The 16235-nt window shown below is 61.9% G+C and carries 15 protein-coding genes; all 15 read right to left on the minus strand.

The window, feature by feature from the left end; translation table 11 throughout:
* Nucleotides 1–9: 9 nt before the first annotated feature.
* Entirely contained in the window at nt 10–498 is a 489-nt protein-coding gene (locus tag V5B59_RS15055) for a CvpA family protein (protein WP_034917376.1), read from the minus strand.
* Nucleotides 495–1511, minus strand: a complete 1017-nt coding sequence (locus tag V5B59_RS15060; RefSeq protein ID WP_332352010.1) for an SPOR domain-containing protein — start codon at nt 1509–1511, stop codon at nt 495–497. The genes V5B59_RS15055 and V5B59_RS15060 overlap by 4 nt, the downstream gene beginning before the upstream one ends.
* Nucleotides 1508–2866, minus strand: a complete 1359-nt coding sequence (gene folC, locus V5B59_RS15065) for a bifunctional tetrahydrofolate synthase/dihydrofolate synthase (RefSeq protein WP_169068911.1) — start codon at nt 2864–2866, stop codon at nt 1508–1510. Before folC ends, V5B59_RS15060 begins: the two co-directional genes overlap by 4 nt.
* A gap of 10 nt (nt 2867–2876) precedes the next feature.
* The gene (gene accD, locus V5B59_RS15070) at nt 2877–3749 is read right to left on the minus strand and encodes an acetyl-CoA carboxylase, carboxyltransferase subunit beta (protein ID WP_034916009.1); all 873 of its coding nucleotides are present in this window, start codon (nt 3747–3749) and stop codon (nt 2877–2879) included.
* Complete coding sequence (gene trpA, locus V5B59_RS15075; protein WP_034916007.1) at nt 3737–4570, minus strand: tryptophan synthase subunit alpha; 834 nt, start codon at nt 4568–4570, stop codon at nt 3737–3739. Before trpA ends, accD begins: the two co-directional genes overlap by 13 nt.
* A gap of 2 nt (nt 4571–4572) precedes the next feature.
* Nucleotides 4573–5772: a tryptophan synthase subunit beta gene (gene trpB / locus V5B59_RS15080; RefSeq protein ID WP_034916005.1), complete on the minus strand. Its 1200-nt coding sequence runs from the start codon at nt 5770–5772 to the stop codon at nt 4573–4575.
* 144 nt (nt 5773–5916) lie between these two features.
* Nucleotides 5917–6564: a phosphoribosylanthranilate isomerase gene (locus V5B59_RS15085; protein ID WP_169068942.1), complete on the minus strand. Its 648-nt coding sequence runs from the start codon at nt 6562–6564 to the stop codon at nt 5917–5919.
* Between the two features lie 20 nt (nt 6565–6584).
* Nucleotides 6585–7370, minus strand: coding sequence for a tRNA pseudouridine(38-40) synthase TruA (gene truA / locus V5B59_RS15090; RefSeq protein WP_169068910.1), 786 nt, complete (start codon nt 7368–7370; stop codon nt 6585–6587).
* Nucleotides 7371–7373: 3 nt separating this feature from the next.
* Nucleotides 7374–7970 (minus strand): CbiQ family ECF transporter T component, encoded by a 597-nt coding sequence (locus V5B59_RS15095; protein WP_169068909.1) that lies wholly within the window; start codon nt 7968–7970, stop codon nt 7374–7376.
* 73 nt (nt 7971–8043) lie between these two features.
* Nucleotides 8044–11064, minus strand: a complete 3021-nt coding sequence (locus V5B59_RS15100; RefSeq protein WP_169068908.1) for a FimV/HubP family polar landmark protein — start codon at nt 11062–11064, stop codon at nt 8044–8046.
* Nucleotides 11065–11206: 142 nt separating this feature from the next.
* Entirely contained in the window at nt 11207–12337 is a 1131-nt protein-coding gene (asd, locus tag V5B59_RS15105; protein WP_169068907.1) for an aspartate-semialdehyde dehydrogenase, read from the minus strand.
* 22 nt (nt 12338–12359) lie between these two features.
* On the minus strand, nt 12360–13424 hold the full coding sequence (gene leuB, locus V5B59_RS15110; RefSeq protein WP_169068906.1) for a 3-isopropylmalate dehydrogenase: 1065 nt from the start codon (nt 13422–13424) through the stop codon (nt 12360–12362).
* A 10-nt stretch (nt 13425–13434) separates the two neighbouring features.
* On the minus strand, nt 13435–14073 hold the full coding sequence (gene leuD, locus V5B59_RS15115; RefSeq protein WP_034915998.1) for a 3-isopropylmalate dehydratase small subunit: 639 nt from the start codon (nt 14071–14073) through the stop codon (nt 13435–13437).
* A gap of 142 nt (nt 14074–14215) precedes the next feature.
* Nucleotides 14216–14326: an entericidin A/B family lipoprotein gene (locus V5B59_RS15120; protein ID WP_372703478.1), complete on the minus strand. Its 111-nt coding sequence runs from the start codon at nt 14324–14326 to the stop codon at nt 14216–14218.
* A 14-nt stretch (nt 14327–14340) separates the two neighbouring features.
* Complete coding sequence (leuC, locus tag V5B59_RS15125; RefSeq protein WP_169068904.1) at nt 14341–15765, minus strand: 3-isopropylmalate dehydratase large subunit; 1425 nt, start codon at nt 15763–15765, stop codon at nt 14341–14343.
* Nucleotides 15766–16235: the final 470 nt, after the last annotated feature.

The following is a 16235-nucleotide window of genomic DNA, read 5'->3' on the forward strand; positions in this document are numbered from 1 at the left end:
TCTTTTTCCCTACCCAAACCTGATTCGTTTCGCCACATCGGATGGCAACCAGGGCTTGCTGGCCAGAACGGCCGTTTCGAGCGGGGCAGCGAAATACGCCTCACTCCACCACTTCTCTTTCGGCAACGCCGTCATGCCGCCAACGGCAACCAGGAGCAGAACGATCGCCAGGCCACGGGCAACACCGAAGAGGAGTCCCAGGAGGCGATCGCTCAGAGTCATTCCCAGCGCCTTGATCAGGCTACGCACGGTCAGGCGAAGAAGCGCCATGATGACCAGCGTGGCCATGAACACCGCCACCCAGCCGGCAACGATGCGTAGCGTCGGATCGGAAATGGCCGTGAACCAATGGGCAAGCGGTGTCCCCCACCACTTCGCCGCGAAGAAAGCCAGCACCCAGGCGACCAGGGCAATGATCTCGCCCACCACGCCACGCCACATGCCCAGCAACAGGGAAGTTGCGACGATCAGCAGCACAAGGTAGTCGAAGACTGTCATTGCCGACCGGCGACGACTCCAGTGACGCCAATTTTCTTCAGTTGTTCGAGAGCCCTCTCGGCGGCTTCTCGATTTGGGAAAGGGCCGGCGCGCACGCGCGTTTTCTTGCCGTCCGGTGAATCAAGAACTTCGGTATAGCTATTGACACCGGCTGCGCTGATCTTGCTCTGCAACTGCTTGACGTTTTCGGCATTGACAAAAGCCCCGATCAGAATCACCCGCTGCCCGCCAGATTTTGCTGCTGCGGCTTCAGGCGGTTTGCCGGCTGGCGCCGTATGCGAGGCATCGTCGGCAGAAGGTTTGACGGCGTCTTCGGAAGCGGTCTCGGACGTTTTCTCGGCGGGTTTGTCGACCTTCTTGACCGGCGCTTTTTCAGGCGGCTTCTCGGCCGTTTTCTCGATCGCCTTTTCAGGCAGCTTGTCGGCAGTTTTTTCGACCTTCTTTTCGACTTTCTTTTCGATCGGCTTTTCAGGCGCCTTTTCGATCGCCTTTTCAACAGGCTTAGCGGTTTTGGCCGCCTTGTCCGGCGAGGTCTCCGCCAGTTTGTCGGATTTCTTGTCGACCGTCTTCTCCGGCACCTTCTCTGCCGGCTTGATGACTTTCTTGTCGGCCGCTTTCTCTGGTACTTTCTCCGTCGGTTTGGCGACATGGACAGCCTTGTCGCCGCTTTTCTCGACGGGCTTGACGACCGGGGCAGCGGCGGGAGCAGCAGCCGGCCTGGCAAGCGGCACGGCCACTGGCGATTGCGGAGACGCGCCACCCGCCGCCATCTGCGGCTCGCCAGCGGCAACCGCTGCGGGGGCTGCTGCCCTGGCAGCCAGTTCCTTGGGTTGGTAAGGCAACTGCTCCTGACCGGGGATGCGTATCGGCACGTCCTGCACCGACTGCTTCGGTTCCTCGTCCAGGACCATCGGCAGAATCACGGCAGCCAGTCCTGCAAACGCGACCGCACCCACGAGGCGGCGGCGAGCCCGTTTCTTGAGTTGCAGTTGCGGGTCAGGTGATTCAGTCATCGGTGGAGTCCACTCGCGTCGCTTCGATCATCGACCAAATGCATGCTGTGCAGGATGGCCGCGACCGTGTAGAACGATCCAAAGACGATAATTCTACCATTTTCCCCGGCCAGCTCGGGAGAACGCGCGAAGGCTTGCGCCGGTGAGGCAAAGCATTCGACGTGGCCAGCGAGGCCAGCGCCGTTGATGGCAGTCGCCAGGACTGCCGCCGACGCGCCACGCGGCACATCGAGGTCGGCCAGCAGCCAGGTGTCAACCATGCCGGCCAAGGGTGCCAGCGAGCCGGCAATGTCCTTGTCGGCAAGCATGCCGACGACGGCAATCGTCCTGGTGAAGAAAGCCATGTCGCGCAGATTGTCTGCCAGGGCACTCACCGCCTGTGGATTGTGCGCCACATCGAGGATGATTGCCGGGCGGCCCGGCAACACCTGAAAACGCCCTGGCAAATCCAGTTCGATCAGCCCGCGCCGTATCGCCTGCATCGAAACCGGCAAACGCTGTCCAAGCAGGTCGACGACTGTGAGCGCCGCCGAGGCATTGCGTAGCTGGCAGGCGCCACGCAAACCTGGATTCGCCAGGCCACCACGCCGCCGGCCGCCATGCCGCCAGAAGGTCCATTGCAGCCGGTCTCCGAAATGGCCGAAATCACGACCCAGCAGGTGCAGTTCGGCGCCCAGCTCCTGCGCATGCGCCAGCAGCGATGACGGTGGATCGGGGTCCGCACACACTGCCGGTCTGCCCGCACGAAAAATGCCGGCCTTCTCGAAGCCGATGCTCTCGCGTGTCGGACCGAGCCAGTCGGTATGATCGAGGGCGACACTGGTCACCACGGCACAATCGGGATCGTAGGCATTGACCGCATCGAGGCGCCCGCCCAGCCCGACTTCGAGAATCATGACTTCGACCTCACGGACGCGGAAGACCTCGATGGCGGCCAAAGTACCAAACTCGAAATAAGTCAGTGCGACAGCGCCAGCCGCCTGTCGCGCCGCCTCAACCCGGGCAAAGGCCTCGCACAGATCGGCGTCTTCTACCGGGATTCGATCAATGCGCACCCGCTCCTTGTACTCCAGGAGATGCGGCGAGGTATAGCAGGCCACGCGGTAACCGGCAAAGCGGTAGATCGCTTCGAGATAGGCGCAGGTCGAACCCTTGCCGTTGGTGCCGCCGACAGTGATCAGCGGGCATTGCGGATGCTGACCCAACTCCTCCTTGACGCGCCGGACCCGTTCCAGCCCCAGCTCGATTCCCGCCTGCCCGCGCGGGTGGAGACTTTCGAGGTGGGCCAGCCAGAGTTCCAGCGAGAGGTCAGGAATCGCGGCGGCTGCCGGCGGCCTGCCCTCCTGGCTGCTCACGCCGCGCTGCTCACGGCAATGCCGGCCGCTTCTGCAGCAGGGTCAGCAAACCGGCAACGCGCGCTTTCATTTCCCGGCGGTCGACGATCATGTCGATCGCGCCCTTTTCGAGCAGGAACTCGGATCGCTGGAAACCCTCCGGCAGGGTTTCACGGACGGTCTGCTCGATGACGCGCGGACCGGCGAAACCGATCAGGGCGCCGGGTTCGGCAATCACCACATCGCCGAGAAAGGCGAAAGACGCCGACACACCACCCATCGTCGGATCCGTCAGAATCGAAATGAAGGGCAGCCTGGCTTGCGAAAGGCGGGTCAATATGGCCGTCGTCTTGGCCATCTGCATCAGTGAAAACAGTCCCTCCTGCATGCGCGCACCCCCCGAAGCGGTGACGCAGATGAACGGCCGCGCCTGCTCGATCGCTGCCCGAACACCGCGCACGAAGCGTTCGCCAAGCACCGAGCCCATCGAACCGCCCATGAAATCGAACTCGAAAACGGCCAGGACCACCGGCAGGGTATTGATCGAACCGCTCAGGACGACCAGTGCGTCGGTCTCGCCGGTGGCCTCGGTGGCATCCTGCAAGCGCTCGGGATAGCGGCGACTGTCCTTGAACGACAGCGAATCGACCGGCAGTACCTCCGAAGCGATCTCGGAACGTCCATCGGCGTCAAGCAGGAGATCGACGCGGGCACGCGACTCGAGACGCTTGTGATGGGCACACTTGGGACAGACATTGCAGTTGTTCGCCAGATCGGTCGCGTAGAGCACGGCTTCACAGGCCGGACACTTGCTCCACAGGCCTTCCGGCAAGGATGATCGGCGTGCGACACCGCTGTCGTTACGCTTGATTTTTGGCGGCAGCAGTTTGTTCAGCGAGCCCATGTCGTTCCTCCCGAGGCATTCGTTGCCGCATCCATCCCGCGCCGGATATCGGCGACCAGCGCCAGCACCTTCGCGCAGGCCTGATCGGGTGCCGATTGCTCGATTTCTTCGATGATCCGGCTACCAACCACCACGGCATCGGCAATCCCGGCCACGGCGGCGGCAGTCGCCGCGTCACGAATCCCGAAACCGACCCCCACCGGAACACCGGTGCGCGCCCGGATTTCCGGAATGCGCGCGGCGACGGCAGCGACGTCGAGTGCAGCCGAGCCGGTGACCCCCTTCAAGGAGACATAATAGATGTAACCACTGGCCAGGGCACCCACCTGCGAGATACGCGCATCGCTCGAAGTCGGCGCCAGCAGGAAGATCGGATCGAGGGCATGGCGATGCAGAATGCGGGCAAAATCAATACCTTCCTCGGGAGGATAATCGACCACCAGCACGCCATTCACCCCGGCAGCGCAGGCGGCACCGGCAAAGACCTCGACACCCATCGATTCGATCGGGTTGGCGTAACCCATCAGAACGATCGGTGTCTGCTGGTCATCGGCGCGGAAGCTCTCGACCAGTTCGAGCACCTGGCGCAGGCTGACACCTTTCGCCAGTGCCCGCTCGGAGGCCCGCTGGATGGTCGGTCCGTCGGCCATCGGGTCAGAGAAAGGCACGCCCAGTTCGATGATGTCGGCGCCGGCACGGACCAGCGCATGCAGCAAGGGCACGGTCCATGCCGGATCGGGGTCGCCGGCGGTGATGAACGGGATCAGCGCCTTGCGCCCCTGTGCCTGCAAACGCTCGAATACAGACTGTATAGTAGTCATGATCAGAAGGTGATGCCCGATTGGTCGGCAACGGTGTGCATATCCTTGTCACCACGACCGGAGAGGTTGACCAGCAGGATCTGCTCCTTCGCCAGCGTCGGCGCCAGCCGGGTCGCATACGCCAGGGCATGACTCGACTCCAGCGCCGGAATGATACCTTCGAGACGGCACAAGTCATGAAAAGCCTGCAGCGCCTCGGCATCGCTGATGCTCACGTACTCGGCCCGGCCACTATCCTTGAGCCACGCGTGCTCCGGGCCGACCCCCGGATAATCGAGCCCGGCCGAGATCGAGTGCGTCTCGGTGATCTGGCCGTTCTCATCCTGCAGCAGATAGGTTCGGTTGCCGTGCAACACGCCGGGACGACCCGCCGTCAATGAGGCAGCGTGCTGTCCCGTGGCAATCCCTTCACCCGCCGCCTCGACGCCAATCAGACGCACCCCGGCGACCGGAATGTAGGGATAGAAGATCCCCATCGCATTCGAACCGCCGCCCACGCAGGCAATCACGGCATCGGGCTGGCGGCCACACTGTTCCTGCATCTGCACGATCGACTCGCGGCCGATGATCGACTGGAAGTCGCGCACCATCATCGGATAAGGATGCGGGCCGGCCACCGTGCCGATGATGTAGAAGGTATCGGAGACGTTGGTCACCCAGTCGCGCATCGCTTCATTCAAGGCATCCTTGAGCGTCCTGGAACCGCTTTCCACCGGTACCACCACGGCCCCCAGCAGTTTCATCCGATACACATTGGCCGCCTGCCGCCGGATGTCTTCCGAACCCATGTAAACCACGCACTCCATGCCATAGCGCGCGGCCACGGTGGCCGTCGCCACGCCATGCTGACCGGCTCCCGTTTCGGCGATGACGCGCGGCTTCTGCATGCGCCGCGCCAGCAGGGCCTGACCGATGCAGTTGTTGATCTTGTGCGCACCGGTATGGTTCAGATCTTCGCGCTTCAGGTAAATCTGCGCACCGCCAAGGGCTTCCGACCAGCGCCTGGCGTGATAGACCGGACTTGGCCGGCCCACATAATGCTTGAGTTCATCATTGAATTCGGCGACGAACTGCGGATCTCGCTGCGCGGCGGCGTACGCCTCCTTGAGTTCATCGAGTGCCGCGATCAGGGTCTCGGCGACAAAGACGCCACCGTAGGGGCCGAAATGGCCTCTGGCGTCTGGCAAATCGTAGTCATTCAAAAATCATCTCCTTGCGACGGGTTGGGACAGCTTGCACTGCATCTGCATGGAAGCAAGAGCCGCCCCCTCAGGTATGTTTGGCCAGGTAGTGCCGCCAGCAAGTCCGCGTCCGACCAGCAGTTGTCCTGCGCATCGATAATCCCGTCAAAACCTGTCGCATCCATCGCCACCCATCGATCCAGCCGCCCGCACTGCAACTACAAAGGCACGCATCTTTTCGGCATCCTTGATTCCCTTGCTCGCCTCGACTCCCGACGAGACATCGACCGCCGCCGGCCGAAGACGGCGCACCGCTTCTCCGACATTGTCCGCATCCAGACCACCGGAGAGAATCAGCGGCTTGCCCAGCGAGGGCGGCACCAGAGACCAGTCAAAAATCCTGCCGCCGCCGCCATAACCGTCCACAAAAGCGTCGAGAAGGATGGCCTGCGCCGAAGGGAAGGCAGCCGCGTATTGTACCAAATCCATTCCCGGCCTGACGCGCGCTGCCTTGATGTAAGGTCGATCGAACTGCCGACAATAGGCTTCATCCTCATCGCCGTGGAATTGCAGCAGGTGGATCGGCACGGCAGCCAGGGTTGCCCGCAACTCGGCCGGATGCGCATTGACGAACAGACCGACAATGCTGACGAAAGGCGGCACGGCACGCGCCAGCCGCGCCGCCGTCGGCAGATCGACGCAGCGCGGACTCGGCGGGTAAAAGACCAGACCAAGCGCATCAGCACCCGCCTGCACGGCAGAGTGCAGGTCATCGCTACGGGTCAGTCCGCAGATCTTGATACGCGGTGGCATGGGCAAGATACGTTTACTCCTCAGCGGTAGGGCAGGAACAGCGACTCATCGCTGCTCGGCAAACCCCAATGCGGTAGATACCGGACAGTAACGAGATACAGACCGGCAGCAGCAAAGGTCGGCGCAGCCAGACGACGATCCCCCTTCGCCAGCAACTCGGCGATCCATTCCGGTGGATGCTTGCCCTGACCCACATCCACCAGACTGCCGACCAGATTGCGCACCATGTGGTGCAGGAAGGCCGAAGCCTCGAAGTCAAAAACCAGCAAATCGCCACAACGTTGTATGTCGGCTCGGCGCATGATCTTCACCGGCGATTTGGCCTGACACTCGGCCGCACGGAAAGCAGAAAAGTCATGCTCGCCTAGCAACTGTTCCGCCGCCGCCTGCATCAGCTCCAGATTGAGCGGATGATGATACCAACCCACCCTGCCGTGCCAGACGCCCGTCCGATGTGGCCGGTTGATCAGCAGATAGCGATAATGCCGGGAATACGCCGAAGACCGCGCATGAAAATCGCTGGTGACGGCCTGCGCCCAGCGAACTGCCACTGCCGCTGGCAGAAAAGTGTTGGCTCCGCGCACCCAGGCATACATGGATCGATCAAGAGCGGTATCGAAATGCACCACCTGCCCGGTCGCATGCACACCGGCATCGGTACGCCCGGCGCAAACCACCTGTACCGGCACCGTGGCAAACTGCTGCAAGGCATCCTGCAGCGCGTCCTGAACGGTACCCCCGCCTGGCTGCGTCTGCCAGCCTCGAAAACCGCTACCGTCATACTCGACAGCCAGGGCAATTCTCATCCCTCACGTCTGCCGAAAGTAGAACACCGGCAGGATACTGGCCAGCGCAATCATGATGATCAGGTAGTCCCGCCTGGAGAGCCGGCGATCCGTGAGTTCGAAGACCTCGCTATTGGCACTTGCCGGAACATCAAGCAACTGGCGCCAGTCGCCTGGCCGTGGCATCGTCTCAAGATAGCGCAACACCAGCAGCAGCCGCACCAGACCGCGCTCGGTATCGAGTCCGCAGTGTCGTAGCGGCTCCAGCAGGCGATGTATGGCGGTCAACAAATCAGCCAGAGGCATTCGCTCACGCAGCACTGCGACCGCCATCAACATCAGCAGCAAACGTCCGACATGCGTCGAGGCATCAACCAGCCCCTCACGACTGGGAGCCATCACTCCGCTCCAGGCGGGATCACCGGCACCGCCCCAGGCAAGGATGACAAACACCGACAGCAACAGCCAGCGCGCCCCCCGGATGAGTTGCCCGCAGCGTCGCAGAGCCGGCCTGCCGAAGAGTGGCAAGACCAGCAGGGCAGCCAGCAGCAGGCGGCCTTCCAGACCTTGAATCGCCACCAGTACCAGAAACCAGACGAGCAGACGGGCGCTTGGATGCACAGCAGCTTCCGACCTTTCGTGTCAAGAGAGCGATGACCATCGCCCTGGGTGGCTAGGGCCGTATCGTCGACGACTACTCGCGCATTCCGCCAAGGAGGTTGAGCGCCTCTTGCCGCTGCGCCACATCGCCCTCATTGACAACCTCCTGCAAGAGTTCACGCGCTCCTTCCAGGTCGCCCATTTCCTGATAGGCTTTGGCAAGGTCGATCTTGGTGGCTACCTCTTCGCTGGAGGTGATCTCGGGGCTCAATGTCGAATCGGTCAGCGAGCCAAGCGGCGATTCTATCCCGGTGTCGGTCTCTTCCATCGCAAAATCCGGATTCACCAGGGTATCCTCCTGATCCTCCTCGAAGGCAGAACCCGTTGAACGGCTGACCAATACCGTGGGGGCTTCGTTGAAGGCATCGTCGCTGGCCAAATCAAGACTGATCGACGACATGTCAAACGCCGCATGCTGCATCGCGTCACCAAGGACGGTCGACTCCGTCAGCGCGACATCGAACTCCAGCGCTTCCGTATCCGACGATCCGATGTCGAAGGTCTGTTCCGGCTCAGCGTGCGTAACCGTTCGTTCATCCCAGCCGGCCTCGTCAGGCAAGTCGGATCCCAGCTCAAACTCGAAATCCAGGCCGGCGCTCGGCTTCGAGTCTGCAGCCACCAGCATGGTAACCTCCAGAGAACTGGCGTCATCCACCAGTTGCACATCATGCCTGTCCTCCTCTGGAGGCGGCTCGGCATTCGGCAGGGAGGCGGCCAGATCAAAATCGAGGGTGTCCCGTTTGGCAGGATTCGGGTAGGCGAGAGTGGCTTCAAGGTAGGCATCATCAGTGACCTCCGGCGCCGCTGAACGAGGCTTGTTGCTGCCGAAATCGAAATCCAGATCCGCCAAAGAGACCGGCTCCGGCCTCGCTTCCTGCACCTCGCCGGCAAGTCCCACTGCCGACCGCTCTGCGGCCACGCCAGCAGCCACACCAGCAGCAGCCGTCATCGCCAATATTTGCTCCGGCTTGGTAAGCGTGTCCCGCAAGGATTCAGGAGAGGTGGCGGGTGCTTCAGCTTCCTCAGACACTGCTTCAGCCTGCTGCCCGGCAGAGCCAAAGAGCGGATTCCGGGGATCAAGCTGGAGACCCATCGCCACCGCTTTCTCCCATTCCGCGCCAACCCCACCGGTGGCGTTGAACAGTTCGGTGGCGAGCACGCCAAATGGTTTGACATCCTTGCGGCTGGCGTAAATCTCGAGCAGCTTCAAATGAATGGCGTGGCGCCTGGGATCTTTCTGTTTTGCCTCGAGGAGAATCTCTTCCGCTTGTGCGTCACGGCCGTACGCCATGTAGACATCAGCTTCAGCAACCGGATCCACTTCATCGGTGTCGATGCTGCCTGGACCGGCCTGGCTGAAATCGGTTTGCGGCATTGAATTGGTGGTATCGACCGTTTGCCCGCCGGTAGTGCGGAAAACCGACTTGGCCGCGAGGTTTTCATCCACGGCTGGCGCCAATGTACTGTTGTCCTCGAGCGGCGCCTCGCCATCGCCGGCGCGACGACGTTTGGCAAACCAGTACGCGGCGAGAAGCGCGATGATGATGCCCCCTGCCGCCAGGAAGGCCGTACTGTTGAGCAACTCTTCGATAAAACCGGGCTCCTCTGCAGGCGGTGGGGGAACCACCGCCTTGGGTTTCGGCAGATCGACCGGCTTTGGCGGCTCCGCAACCGGGGGCACTTCTGCTTTGACCTCAGCCTTGACGGCTTCCGGCTTGGGTCCGACGGTCTCGGGCTTGGCCACAGGTTCCACCGGCTTGACATCCACCGGTGGTTCCAGAGGCTTTGCGGGAACTGCCGGGACGGCTGCCGGTGCAGCTTCCACTCTGGCTGGCGGCGGCGCCGCAGCGGGCGTAGGCGAGGCAGCGACCTCCGGCACCTTCTTTGCTTCGGTCGCGGGCACGGCCTTGGCAGCAGACTGCCGCTCCAGATCTGCCAGGTTCTGGCTCTTCAGTTCCACCAGGCGCTGCAGTTCCGCAACATTCCGCTCGAGGCTTGCCAGGCGTTCGTTGGCGTCCCGGAGAGCTTTTTCCTTGGCAATCAGATCCTCGTCGGTACGCTTGGACGCTGGCAGGGATTTGCTACCGGGGAGATCGGTTTTGGATACCTTCAGTTGATCCTTGGGTTCGGCAGCAGGCCCCCCCCGGTCTTCGACCCTGGTGGTGACCTTGCCGGCCGCCGCCTGCCTGGCACCTTCTTCTCTGCCGGGAGCATCGGCCGCGACGGTTGCGAGTTTCCGACGATAAGTGCCCCAGTTCGACGACTGTGCGACGATGACGGTCCTGGCTTCTCCTTTCGGAATCGTCTCAAGGGTCGCCTTGTCCGGTACGGAAAGAATCTTGCCAGCCTTCAGGCGGTTGATGTCACCACCGTCGAAGGCATTCTGATTGGCTTGAAAGAGCCCAAGCAGCATCTGGTCCAGAGACACACCCTCAGGCCGGAGTTCACTCGCGATCTTGCTCAGTGTTTCACCGCGTTTGACTTCGTAGGTGGCACCGCCATCCGCAGGCTTCTGCACCTGCTCGCTGGCCCGCGACCTGGAGGATGCCCTCGCTGGCCGGTCCTCCAGCGGCGGACTTGCTTCTGCGAGCGGCCTGACAATGGCTGGTGCCGCGGCGGCGTTCTTGGCAGCGAACTCGGGCGGATCGAGCAGAAAGGTATACTCGCGGATCAAGCGGCCGCTTGGCCAGTTGAGTTCAAGCAGCAAATCGACAAATGGATCGTTGATCGGCCGGGTCGAGGTCAGCCGGATGATCGGCTGGCCGTTGGCGCGCTTGTCCAGTCTGAGCGTAATGCCGGACAAGGCCGGCGCGTAATCCACACCAGCCTGTTTGAAGGCATCCTGAGAGGCGAGTTGTGCCCTCATTCCCGCGAGTTCTTCGCGGGTCGCAAAGACCTCCATTTCGGCGCGCAAAGGCTGACCAAGCGCAGAGAAGATGGTGATTTTGCCGAGCCCGGCAGCCTCAGCGGCCAAAGGCAAAGCCGCCAGCGCCAGAGACGACGCGACTGCCCATGCCGAGACCCGTAGTCGGAAATTAGCGGTTGTGTCATTCATATTCTTGGCCACGGCGCATCCCTGAGCGTCCACATCGGAATAATTAAAATAACATCATGAACTTAGCCATGCAAGCTAAACATTCTTCTGGTCCAAAGGCCTCGACAAGGTCAGAAACGACTTCCCGGACCCGATGATTCAATCAGTCCTCTATCAGAATACGGAGCATTCGGCGAAGCGGTTCGGCCGCTCCCCAGAGCAACTGATCCCCGACCGTGAAAGCGCCGAGATACTCCGGCCCCATCGCCAGCTTGTGCAAACGACCCACCGGAATGGCCAGGGTCCCGGTAACCGCGGCCGGCGTCAGTTCCCGCTCGGTGATCTCGCGTTCATTGGGAACCACTTTCACCCACGGATTGGCCTGGGCAATGATCTCGTTCAGATCAGTCAACGGCACATCACTCTTGAGCTTGATGGTCAAACCCTGCGCATGACAACGCATCGCACCGATACGTACGCACAAACCATCGACCGGGATGCTGCCCGGCGTGCGAAAGGCCGGACGACCGAGGATCTTGTTGCACTCGGCACCGCCTTTCCACTCTTCCTTCGACTGGCCGCCCTCGACCGGCACATCGATCCACGGTATCAGACTACCGGCCAGAGCCGTGTTGCGAAAGTTCCGGGTCGGGAAATCCGGCGATCGCATGCTCCTTGCAACCTTGCGATCAATATCGAGAATCGCCGAGGCCGGCTCGGCCAGATCGGAGCGCACCGCGTCATGCAGCGCGCCCATCTGCTGCAGCAGTTCGCGCATGTTCTGTGCTCCGGCCCCGGACGCTGCCTGATAGGTCATGGCGCTGACCCATTCGACGAGATCCTGCCGGAACAGACCGCCAATGCCCATCAACATCAGCGAAACCGTGCAGTTGCCACCGATCCAGTTGCGACCGCCCCTGGTCAGCGCATCCTTGATCACATCGAGGTTCACCGGATCGAGAATGATCACCGCGTCGTCGTGCATGCGCAGGGTGGAAGCCGCATCAATCCAGTGCCCCTGCCAGCCGGCAGCACGCAGCCGAGGGAAGATTTCCTTGGTGTAGTCGCCCCCCTGACAGGTGATGATCATGTCCATCCGGCTCAGCGCCTCGATCGACATCGCGTCCTGCAATGTGCCGGCGTCCTTGCCGGCCAGCACGGGCGCCTTGCTTCCGACCGATGAAGTCGAAAAATAGAGCGGATCGACCTGTTCGAAATCCCCCTCTTCGAGCATCCGCTGCATCAGGACCGATCCCACCATGCCGCGCCAACCCACCAGACCCAGCTTCCTCATTCTTGCACTCCTGTCATTCAACTCAAAGCGCCGCCAGAACGGCATCGCCCATGGCGCGTGTACCCACCTTCTGCATCCCTGGCTCGTAAATGTCAGCCGTTCGGTAACCCTGCTGCAGCACTTTCCTGACCGCATTTTCAATACGCAAGGCAGCCGACTCCTGTGCGAAGGTGTAGCGCAACATCATTGCTGCCGAAAGAATCGTCGCCAAAGGATTGGCCAGCCCGCGACCGGCGATATCCGGAGCCGAACCGTGACAGGGCTCGTACAGGCCCTTGTTGTTCGCATCCAGCGACGCCGAAGGCAGCATGCCGATCGAGCCGGTGAGCATTGCCGCTTCATCCGACAGAATGTCGCCGAACAGGTTACCAGTAACCAGCACGTCGAACTGTGAAGGATTGCGTACCAGCTGCATCGCGGCATTGTCGACCAGCATGTGGCTGAGATCGACGTCAGGATACTCGACCGCCGTTTCGTTGGCCACATCACGCCAGAGCTGGGTGGTCTCGAGGACATTCATCTTGTCGACCGAGCACAGCTTCCGGTTGCGTTTGCGTGCCGCCTCGAAAGCTACCCGCACGATGCGGCGAATCTCGCTTTCGCTGTAATGCATGGTGTTGAAAGCGAAACGTTCCTGCCGACCATCCACGACCCGCATCTCGATGCCGCGCGGCTGGCCAAAATAAATGTCGCCGGTCAGTTCACGGACGATCAGAATGTCCAGACCAGCCACCACCTCCGCCTTGAGTGAGGAAGCGTTGGCCAGTTCCGGATACAGGATCGCCGGGCGCAGATTGGCAAACAGGCCAAGCTGCTGGCGAATCCCGAGCAAGCCACGCTCCGGGCGCTGCGCGCGCGGCAGATTGTCCCATTGCGGGCCGCCGACGGCACCCAGCAACACCGCGTCGGCCTGCTGAGCCAGCGCTTGCGTCGCTGGCGGATAAGGATCACCGGTGGCATCGACGGCGCAGCCGCCGAGCAGTCCCTCCTCCATCTCGCAGCCGATTGCGAGTGCCTGCAGAACACGCACTGCTTCGGCAATGATTTCCGGGCCGATGCCGTCTCCGGGGAGAACACAAATCTTCATTTCCGCTCCCTCAGGCGAACAGCCAAGGCTGCTCGATACGCCGTTTGTCTTCAAAAGCCCGGATCAGATCGGCATGGCGCAGGGTGAGACCGATATCATCCCAGCCATTGAGCAGACATTCGCGCCGGAAGGAATCCACGACAAACGATAGCACCCTGCCATCCGGACAGCGCAGTTGCTGCTGCTCGAGGTCAACCACCAGCCGGCAGCCCGGGGTGGCCTCGACCAGCACAAACAGCGCGTCGATTTCGGCAGCCGGCAGCACGATCGGCAGAATACCGTTCTTGAAACAGTTGTTGAAAAAAATGTCGGCGAAGCTCTCGCCAATCAGCGCGCGAAAACCGAAGTCGAGCAAAGCCCAGGGCGCGTGTTCACGCGAACTACCGCAACCGAAGTTCTGGCGCGTCAGCAGGATTTGCGCCCCCTGATAGCGTGGCTGATTGAGAACGAAAGCCGGGTTGAGCCGCCGCAACGAGTCTTCCTTGCCGGGTTCTCCGGCATCGAGATAACGCCATTCGTCGAACAGATTCGGACCGAAACCCGAACGTTGGATCGACTTCAGGAACTGCTTGGGAATAATCGCATCGGTGTCGACATTGGCCCGATCGAGTGGCGCCACCAGTCCTTCCAGGCAAACGAACTTGTCCATACTCCTCCTTGTCAGGGCGCCTTAATGTGAAAGTCGCGTATGCGACTCACGAGTCTCCCCTCCCCCTCGCGGGGGAGGGGTCGGGGGAGAGGGAAACGGTCATGACTTCCATGATCGGGTGTGCCTGAAAAAGTCATGACCGTTACTTGGCAGCCCTCTCGATGGCCTGTCCGCCTTTTTCGATATCCCTGCCCACCCCTTGTATGGTGTTGCAGGACGCCAGCGAAGTCAGCGAAACGATCACCAGCAGCATCCAGGTCAGCCTGTTCATCCCTTCTCCTTGCGGCCAAGCAGCTCGCCAACATCACAGAAATGTCCGGCAATCGCCGCCGCCGCGGCCATTTCCGGACTCACCAGGTGGGTCCGCCCACCTGCACCCTGTCGCCCCTCGAAGTTGCGGTTCGAGGTCGAGGCACAACGCTCGCCCGCCTCGAGGCGATCGGCATTCATCGCCAGGCACATCGAACAGCCGGGCTCGCGCCACTCGAAACCGGCAGCAAGAAAAATCTCGTCCAGCCCTTCGCGCTCCGCCTGCCGTTTGACCAGTCCCGAACCCGGAACCACCAGCGCCAGCCGGATGTTGCTGGCCACTTTCCGGCCCTGGACCACCGCGGCAGCAGCCCGCAAGTCCTCGATACGCGAGTTGGTGCAAGAGCCGATGAAAATCTTGTCGAGACGGATCTCCCGGATCGGCTGCCTGGGGCTCAGACCCATGTAGCGCAACGCCCGCTCCATGCCTTCGCGCCTGACCGGATCGGCTTCATTGGCCGGATCGGGAACGCAGGCATCGACGGGCACCACCATTTCCGGCGAGGTACCCCAGGTCACCTGCGGCCGGATGTCCTCGGCCGTGATCTCGACGACGCGATCAAAGCGGGCATCGGCATCGCTGTGCAGGCCACGCCAGGCGGCAACGGCCTGCTCCCACTGCGCGCCCTTGGGCGCAAAAGGTCGCCCACGCAGGTAGTCGATGGTTACCTCATCGACCGCCACCAGACCCAGGCGTGCGCCGGCTTCGATGGCCATGTTGCAGAGCGTCATCCGACCTTCCATCGACAAGCCGCGGATCGTGCTCCCGGCGAACTCGATGGCATGACCGGTGCCGCCAGCGGTGCCGATCCGGGCAATGATCGCCAGCGCCAGGTCCTTCGCCGTCACTCCCCTGGCGAGCCTCCCATCCACCTGCAGGAGCATGGTTTTCGACTGCTTCTGCAGCAGGCACTGCGTGGCCAGAACATGTTCGACCTCGGAGGTGCCGATGCCGTGTGCCATGCACGCGAAAGCGCCGTGCGTGCTGGTATGCGAATCCCCACAGACGACCGTCATGCCCGGCAAGGTCGCACCGCTTTCCGGGCCGACGACGTGCACGATTCCCTGGCGAGGATCCCTGAACGGGAAATAGGCGAGCGCGCCGACCGCACGGATGTTGGCGTCGAGTGTTTCGACCTGCAGGCGCGAAATCGGATCCTCGATGCCCCGATCCCAGTGATCGGTGGGGGTGTTGTGGTCGGCGGTAGCGACGATCGAAGAAACACGCCAGGGCTTGCGGCCAGCCAGCTTGAGACCCTCGAAGGCCTGCGGGCTGGTCACTTCGTGCACCAGATGGCGGTCGATATAGATCAGCGCGGTCCCATCGGCCTGCTGATGGACGAGGTGGTCCTGCCAAAGTTTTTCGTACAGGGTCTGCGGCATCGATGGATCATCCGAAGAAGTTCGGCCCGCATCGGCGGGCAAGAAAAAGGATTATGTCACACCGCTGTCGCCGCTGTCAGCCACAAGCATCGACCCGTCCGCTTCCACGGCAAGAGGTTGTCTGAAGTGCTCGCCGGCGACCAGGCGTGGCCCACCTTGCGCTGCGGTTGTCCGGGCATGGCGGGGGGAGAGCATGCGAAGCCATCTTGGCACCTTCAAGCGATCTTGTTCGTCCCTGGAGCTGGTGCAATGACCAGGAAGGATCTCGTGAAGCGGCTGAAGATCCGTTCCAGGCCGGCAACAGGTTTGAACCCATGGCCCTGCTCGCTTACAATCCTCTGAACAGCCGTACCGCCATTGAGGAGCATCCATCCAGCGAGCTGCAAGCCCTTGTTCCTTGCCCGATGGGAGTGGAGAACGTGGCCTTGCTCGCCCCTCACTCGCCCACCTTTCATCAAAGGATGCGTGCT

The organism is Candidatus Accumulibacter contiguus, from assembly GCF_036625285.1.
Taxonomy (GTDB): domain Bacteria; phylum Pseudomonadota; class Gammaproteobacteria; order Burkholderiales; family Rhodocyclaceae; genus Accumulibacter; species Accumulibacter contiguus.

Excerpts from the sequence above, each read along its gene's own strand:
- V5B59_RS15055 (WP_034917376.1), bottom strand. The coding sequence starts at position 498 with ATGACAGTCTTCGACTACCTTGTGCTGCTGATCGTCGCAACTTCCCTG.
- V5B59_RS15060 (WP_332352010.1), bottom strand. The coding sequence starts at position 1,511 with ATGACTGAATCACCTGACCCGCAACTGCAACTCAAGAAACGGGCTCGC.
- accD (WP_034916009.1), bottom strand. The coding sequence starts at position 3,749 with ATGGGCTCGCTGAACAAACTGCTGCCGCCAAAAATCAAGCGTAACGAC.
- trpA (WP_034916007.1), bottom strand. The coding sequence starts at position 4,570 with ATGACTACTATACAGTCTGTATTCGAGCGTTTGCAGGCACAGGGGCGC.
- V5B59_RS15085 (WP_169068942.1), bottom strand. The coding sequence starts at position 6,564 with ATGCCACCGCGTATCAAGATCTGCGGACTGACCCGTAGCGATGACCTG.
- truA (WP_169068910.1), bottom strand. The coding sequence starts at position 7,370 with ATGAGAATTGCCCTGGCTGTCGAGTATGACGGTAGCGGTTTTCGAGGC.
- V5B59_RS15100 (WP_169068908.1), bottom strand. The coding sequence starts at position 11,064 with ATGAATGACACAACCGCTAATTTCCGACTACGGGTCTCGGCATGGGCA.
- asd (WP_169068907.1), bottom strand. The coding sequence starts at position 12,337 with ATGAGGAAGCTGGGTCTGGTGGGTTGGCGCGGCATGGTGGGATCGGTC.
- leuB (WP_169068906.1), bottom strand. The coding sequence starts at position 13,424 with ATGAAGATTTGTGTTCTCCCCGGAGACGGCATCGGCCCGGAAATCATT.
- leuD (WP_034915998.1), bottom strand. The coding sequence starts at position 14,073 with ATGGACAAGTTCGTTTGCCTGGAAGGACTGGTGGCGCCACTCGATCGG.
- V5B59_RS15120 (WP_372703478.1), bottom strand. The coding sequence starts at position 14,326 with ATGCTGCTGGTGATCGTTTCGCTGACTTCGCTGGCGTCCTGCAACACC.
- leuC (WP_169068904.1), bottom strand. The coding sequence starts at position 15,765 with ATGCCGCAGACCCTGTACGAAAAACTTTGGCAGGACCACCTCGTCCAT.